This window comes from Acidimicrobiia bacterium (assembly GCA_029210695.1).
Classification (GTDB): domain Bacteria; phylum Actinomycetota; class Acidimicrobiia; order Spongiisociales; family JAHEDJ01; genus JAHEDJ01.
This window is the reverse complement of sequence record JARGFH010000110.1, coordinates 1-5,374: the sequence shown is the minus strand read 5'-3', so window position 1 is coordinate 5,374 and position 5,374 is coordinate 1. Positions and strand designations below refer to the sequence as shown.

The 5,374-nt window shown below is 64.1% G+C and carries 4 protein-coding genes; all 4 read left to right on the top strand.

Features of this window, described 5'->3' with window-relative positions:
- A partial coding sequence (locus P1T08_18130) for a transposase (GenBank protein MDF1597996.1) occupies positions 1-667 on the top strand: 667 nt, incomplete at its 5' end.
- 378 nt (positions 668-1,045) lie between these two features.
- Entirely contained in the window at positions 1,046-2,320 is a 1,275-nt protein-coding gene (locus tag P1T08_18125; protein ID MDF1597995.1) for a hypothetical protein, read from the top strand.
- 242 nt (positions 2,321-2,562) lie between these two features.
- A complete protein-coding gene (locus tag P1T08_18120; protein ID MDF1597994.1) occupies positions 2,563-3,000 on the top strand; it encodes a Fur family transcriptional regulator in 438 nt (145 codons plus the stop codon).
- A gap of 49 nt (positions 3,001-3,049) precedes the next feature.
- Entirely contained in the window at positions 3,050-5,281 is a 2,232-nt protein-coding gene (katG, locus tag P1T08_18115; GenBank protein MDF1597993.1) for a catalase/peroxidase HPI, read from the top strand.
- Positions 5,282-5,374: the final 93 nt, after the last annotated feature.

Sequence of the window (5,374 nt, the reverse complement as noted above, 5' to 3'; positions counted from 1 at the left end):
TCCACGGACCCCGACTCCAACCGCCAGGGTCACTATGTCAGGCCACCCCTCTTACACAGAGGATCTGACACGCCCGGTGCAGATGCGGCATCTGGTATTCACCGCCCCCCAGCCGCTGCGGGAACGGTTCTTCGGGCTCTCCAAAACCCAACTGGTGAACCAGACCGCCGCCTTGCGTCCTCGAGACAACGGTGACGTGGTCACCTACGCCACCAAGGTGGCGCTCAAGACGTTGGCGCAGCGGGTGCAACTACTCGATGCCCAGATCAGCCAGATCCGCCACATGCTGCCTCCCCTGATCAACGCCGCCGCCCCCAACCTGCTCAACGTCTACGGGGTCGGGGTCGACAACGCCGCCATCCTCCTCGTCGCTGCCGGGGACAACCCGGAACGGCTGAAAAGCGAAGCCGCGTTCGCTCACCTCTGCGGGGTAGCGCCACTGCCGGCCTCGTCGGGCAAGGTGATCCGGCATCGACTCAACCGAGGCGGCAACCGGCAAGCCAACCATGCCCTCTATCAGGTGGTCCTTAGCCGCCTCGCATCCGACCCCGACACCAAACGGTATGTGGAACGACGCAGCAAGGAAGGCAAATCGATCGGCGAGACCGTCCGGATGTTGAAACGCTACGTGGCTCGGGAAGTGTTCAAACACCTCCCCGTCGCCTAACACCCAAAAACCTGCAGGGAGGGGCGTGGCCCCCGAACCGGCCGACGCCCCAACCGGGCTGTCCAACCAATGAACTGCCCGCCCCACCCCGCTCTCACCACCAGCAGCGGGACAGCGTGACCTAATAAGAGCATGCCCTCAACGCCAGTGGCCCAACCCTGTCGTGTCCGCCCACCCCGCACCGCACCTTGACAACCAAACCAAGATCGCGAAAACCACCACTTGACACCATAAGAGCCTCATTGCGGCGGCGAAACCCGACTGTCGGAGATCGGAAGTTGGGTCCTTTTCCTCTGGTCGGCTTGCACCGCTTGGGTTAGTTCTGTTGTTGCGGAGCTAGGTCGAGAGGCACCGACGTAGGTGGCGCGGAGGTGGTTCGTGGCAACGACGCCACAAGCCCCGGGAGGGACACAGCCGACCGATTCCATGTCGGAGATGGTGGGGAATGCCGCTGCGGAGGCGGGCACCGAGCCTGTGCTACCGCAAACCCCGTCCGGGATTCAACGCGAGTTTCGGCCCGAACGTACCGAGGCGTTCGACACCCTGGTGGAGAACCTCCGCAAGCTCTGGATCGTTGGCCCTGAGTTGGTCTTGCGCAGCCTGAGCGATCGTATTCGGCGGCGCCTCGGGCTGGCACCGCGGACTACAGGAGCCGCGGCGCTGTACGGGCTGACGGGGTTTGGTATCAGGCTGGCCGTCGTGGTTCTCGCTACCGCCCTAGCCGGACAGTGGACCGGGATCCCCTGGGGACGGTGGGCGGCGATCCTTGTGCTCTACGGTCTGATCGACGTCATCTTGGCGCTCCTCTGGCCGGTTTTTGACGACCCTGTGCCGCCACGGTTGAAGCCGTTGCTGGAGGACTGGACGGCGCTGATCCCAACAATCGCCCGGGAGTCCGACCTGCGTGACCTGGCCGGCCTCACCCGGCGTCTGTACCGGCTGCCGGTGGTGGCGACTGCCGGGGTGGCGGTGGCGGCCGTCATGCTGCTGGCCTCCTGGCTGTTTGCCCCAACCGCCCTGGGCGACCTTCCCGCCGGGAGCATCGTTCTGCTGGCTCTGCTGCTCTACGATTTCGGGACACTACCCATCTGGAGCAACACCCTCCTCAACTGGGTCACGATGTCTCGCCAGGCCAGGTACGACCACCAGCTCTTCTGGCCGAGTCCGGCCGACTCGCCCGAGATCCGCAAGGCGATGCGAAGGACAATTTGGCAAGCGTTCACGGCCGGGATGTGGACCACTCTCTTTCTGGTGCTGACGGTGGTGCTGGTGGGATGGGACTCGGCGCTGGTGCTACCGATGGCGGTCGGGTTCGTGGCGATCGGCTACGTTTCTACCTTCGCCCTGGCCTTCAGATACGCGGCGAGCGTTCGCAAGATCGTCGAGCGGAGCCGAAACCAGCGACTGCAGGGACTGCAACGGCGTATCGACGCGTTCGGACCGCGCTACACCAACCTGTCAACACAGGAGTCGGAGGAACTCCGGGATCTGCTCTTCCTCCACGACAGGATCCGCGACGCCCCCGCGACCGTCACCACCACCAACAACCTCCTCCGAACCGCGGCGGGATTGCTCATCCCCACCATCGCCTTCGTCGTCACCGTGTTCGGCGAAGTGTCGGCCGAACGCCTCCTCGACGCCATCCTGCCGTGAGCCGGAGATCGGGAGTTGGGCTCTGGTCGGCCAGACCATATTGGGTTAGTTCTGTTGTGATTCGAGAGATGAAGCCGGCTAGGCAATACGAGGCCTTCAAGCTACTCACCGGCGCCGACAGTCCGCGGATCACTGAGCGAGACGTAGCTCCGGCACGTCCCTGCGGCGATTTCCTCGCGCTCCCAACAGGTGGGCTAGGGCCAATATTTGACAAAATCCAGAATTGGGCAGATCATGTGACCATGTCCGCTCAGCCATCCATCGACCCGGCTGACCTACTTCGCCAACATAGTGTCCAGGTCACGGCCCAGCGGCTGGCGGTCCTGCGGGCGGTGTCCGAACGACCGCATGGCACCGCAGACGATGTAGCGGAGGTGGTCAGGTACGAGATCGGTGCCATCTCGCGCCAGGGGGTGTACGACGCCCTCGGCGTTCTGGTCGACAAGGGCCTCGTACGGCGTATCCAACCGGCCGGGTCTTCTGCCCGCTATGAGCAACGAGTCGGTGACAACCATCACCACCTGGTCTGTCGCTCGTGCGGCGAAACCGTCGACGTCGACTGCGCGATCGGTACGGCGCCGTGCCTGCACGTGGCCGATGACCAGGGCTACGAGATCGACGAGGCCGAAGTGATCTATTGGGGCCACTGTCCCGCATGCCGTACGGGAGCCGGCACTTGAGCAGGGCAACGTACTCGGAAACCACCACGTCAATACGAGGAGGAGAGCAATGAGCAACGAAGAGCACGGTACGACCGTCACCAGCGACGAAGCGTCTGCCGCCAAGTGCCCGGTAATGTACACCGATCATCAGCGGGTCGGAGGCACGGCTAACCAGCATTGGTGGCCGAACCAACTGAACCTCAGGATCCTGCGTCAGAACAACCCGCAGGCCGATCCCATGGGCGAGGACTTCGACTACTCCGAGGAGTTCAAGACCCTCGACTTCGAGGCCTTGGCGAGGGACGTCGACGCGCTGATGACCGACTCCCAGGACTGGTGGCCGGCCGACTACGGCCACTACGGACCGTTCTTCATCCGGATGACCTGGCATTCCGCCGGCACCTACCGGACCCTTGACGGCCGGGGTGGTGGCGGCAGCGGAGCCCAGCGCTTCGCCCCGCTCAACAGCTGGCCGGACAACGTCAACCTCGACAAGGCGCGGCGACTGCTGTGGCCGATCAAACAGAAGTACGGCCGCAAGATCTCGTGGGCCGACCTGCTGATCCTCACCGGCAACCGGGCGCTGGAGACGATGGGCTTCAAGACCTTCGGCTTCGGCGGCGGCCGTGAGGACATCTGGGCGCCGGAGGAGGACGTCTACTGGGGTCCGGAGACCACATGGCTCGGCGATGAGCGCTATACCGGCGACCGGCAGCTGGAGAGCCCGCTCGGTGCAGTCCAGATGGGCCTCATCTACGTCAACCCCGAAGGTCCCAACGGCAATCCGGATCCGATCGCGGCGGCTCGCGACATCCGTGAGACCTTCAGCCGGATGGCTATGAACGATGAAGAGACGGTGGCGCTCATCGCCGGCGGCCACACCTTCGGCAAGACCCATGGTGCGGCTAATCCCGACGAGTACGTAGGTCGCGAGCCCGAGGGTGCCGATCTCACCGAGCAGGGCCTTGGCTGGACGAGCAGCTTCGGAAGCGGCAAGGGTGACGACACCATCAGCAGCGGGTTGGAAGGAGCCTGGACCTCGGACCCGATCCGCTGGGACAACGGCTACTTCGAGTTGCTCTTCAAGTATGACTGGGAGCTGACCAGGAGCCCGGCCGGAGCCTACCAATGGCACCCGAAGGGCATCGCCGAGGAAGACATGCCGCCGGCGGCCCACGACCCGTCGAAGCGGGTACTTCCAATGATGGCCACGACTGATCTCTCGCTGAAGTTCGACCCCGTCTACAAGGAGATCTCGCAGCGGTTCTACGAGAACCCGGATGAGTACGCCGATGCGTTCGCCCGGGCCTGGTTCAAATTGCTGCACCGCGATATGGGTCCGGTTGCCCGGTACCTTGGACCGTGGGTGCCGGACGAGGAGCTGATCTGGCAGGATCCCGTCCCGGCCGTCGACCACGAGCTGATCGACGACGCCGACATTGCGGCGCTCAAGGCCGACGTCCTCGATTCGGGGCTGTCGGTCTCCCAGCTGGTCTCGACCGCCTGGTCCTCGGCCGCGACCTACCGGAACACCGACAAGCGCGGTGGTGCCAACGGAGGGCGCATCCGCCTCTCGCCCCAGGCAGAGTGGGACATCAATCTCACGTCGGGCGTGTCGCAGGTCGTGGGCACCCTGGAGGGGATCCAGCAGCGATTCAACGGCTCGCAGACCGGCGGTAAGAAAGTGTCGCTGGCCGACCTCATCGTGCTGGCCGGATGCGCCGCCGTCGAGGTGGCGGCCAAGCGGGCCGGGCACGACGTACAAGTTCCGTTCGCTCCGGGCCGCACCGACGCCACGCAGGAGCAGACCGACGTTGAGTCGTTCGCCTTGCTCGAACCTGTCGCCGACGGGTTCCGCAACTACCTGCAGAAGGGCGCTCCCCTGGCAGCAGAGCACATGCTGGTGGAAAAAGCCTTCATGTTGAATCTGTCCGCCCCCGAAATGACCGCTCTGGTCGGCGGGATGCGTGCCCTGAACGCCAACGTCGGGCAGTCTCAACACGGAGTCTTGACCGACCGGCCGGAGACGCTGACCAGCGACTACTTCGCCAACGTGCTCGACATCGGCACAGAGTGGAAGCCGGTCTCGGAGGCCGAAGACGTGTTCGAGGCCCGTGATCGCAGCACCGGCGAGTTGCGGTGGACCGGTTCCCGCGTCGACCTTGTCTTCGGGTCGAATTCCGAGCTGCGAGCTCTCGCCGAGGTCTACGGAGCGAGCGATGGTGAGGAGAAGTTGGTGCGGGACTTCGTGGCCGCCTGGGACAAGGTCATGAGTAACGATCGTTTCGATCTCGCATGATCTGAATCAATAGTTGTGTATCGCCCTGGGATTCTTGGAGACTCTTTACCTTGGAAGCGAGGATGGAGTTATGTCAAAGAAACTGCAGGCGCC